1 protein-coding gene and 1 pseudogene are annotated in these 1,195 nt (G+C 52.9%); both read left to right on the top strand.

Going from position 1 to position 1,195, the window contains the following annotated elements; all coding sequences use genetic code 11:
- A pseudogene (locus NWI01_RS20015) lies at positions 1–123 on the top strand (IS5/IS1182 family transposase); the annotation flags it as partial.
- 103 nt (positions 124–226) lie between these two features.
- On the top strand, positions 227–907 hold the full coding sequence (locus NWI01_RS18525) for a class I SAM-dependent methyltransferase (RefSeq protein ID WP_141385407.1): 681 nt from the start codon (positions 227–229) through the stop codon (positions 905–907).
- Positions 908–1,195: the final 288 nt, after the last annotated feature.

Here is a 1,195-nt window from a genome sequence, read left to right as displayed (position 1 = left end):
AGCAAAATCAAGCACTATCGCGCGGTCGCCACCCGATACGACAAACGTGACGACAACTTCATCGCAAGCATAAAACTCGCCTTAATCCGAATCTGTTTGCGGTTTATTGAGTCGATGACCTAGTCTAAAATAGACGGTAGTACGGACGAGACGGAATTCGATCGTTATAATTTACTACCCATCATCGCTTGTGATGGGGCACGTAGACCGACGCACGGGTTAAGAAATGCTTCCAGTACTAAAGCATCATCTGTGGCGCCGCGTGCGGGCTGCATACTACGCTTTTGCCCTGGAGCGACTGCCTCTTGGCGCTACGCTAGGACGCTTCGTCAGCGAGTGGGAGACGGCGCAAGGCTTTGGAGATAGTCCAAAAGCGAAGCCTACATGGGACGCCGAGTACGGCGATGGACGCTGGGCCTACATGGGCCAGCAGCACGAACTCACTCGTTACTGGACACTCATAGGTTATATGCACTCTCTTGGTCGCGGTCGCGAATACCTTGACGTCGGCTGCGGAGAAGGACTTCTATTTGAACGTTTCAAGCCTCTAGATTATCAGCGTTTCGTCGGAGTTGACATATCGGATGTCGCGATCGAGAAGCTGCGTCGCTATAATGACCATCGCACAAGTTTTCTTTCGGCCGATGGGGACGTTTATGAGCCCGATGGCTATTTCGATGTCATCGTCTTCAATGAGTCGCTTTACTACTTGCGCGCGCCTGTACGATCACTTGAACGTTACGCTCAATCACTCAAACCTGACGGTTGCATGATTATCTCGACGTACACGGCATCGAGACGATCGTTAGCGGTGTTGCGGGATGCAAAGCGAACGTTCAAGGTGTTGGATGAAGCCAAGACAACTCAGGGACAAAACTCTTGGCTTTGCACAGTGCTGAAACGCTGAACACGACGTCGGGGGAGGTAGGGTATCCTTCACCATTGATCGACTGTCTTGATGCTTCGCGTTGATGTTAGCGTATCCTGCAACTCGTCCATTATCTTTGCCGTAGCGTCCCCCCTCGCTCCAGCCTCCTACCGCCCGGACGGTGGTGGATGAAGGGGCAGCCCGTGTCGCAGATGTCCCGCGAGATTATCCGGCAGCTTCATTGCCTGCCCTTACGATGGAACTTCTCATCCGTCTCCGGCGTACCAAGCGCCATCGATAGCACATACGTTCGATATGTCGTCACTT

The sequence above is a fragment of the Nitrobacter winogradskyi genome, from assembly GCF_006539545.1.
Classification (GTDB): domain Bacteria; phylum Pseudomonadota; class Alphaproteobacteria; order Rhizobiales; family Xanthobacteraceae; genus Nitrobacter; species Nitrobacter winogradskyi_A.
Note: the sequence above shows the minus strand (reverse complement) of the source record. Positions and strands in the feature narration are given on the sequence as shown.

Excerpts from the sequence above, each read along its gene's own strand:
- NWI01_RS18525 (WP_141385407.1), top strand. The coding sequence starts at position 227 with ATGCTTCCAGTACTAAAGCATCATCTGTGGCGCCGCGTGCGGGCTGCA.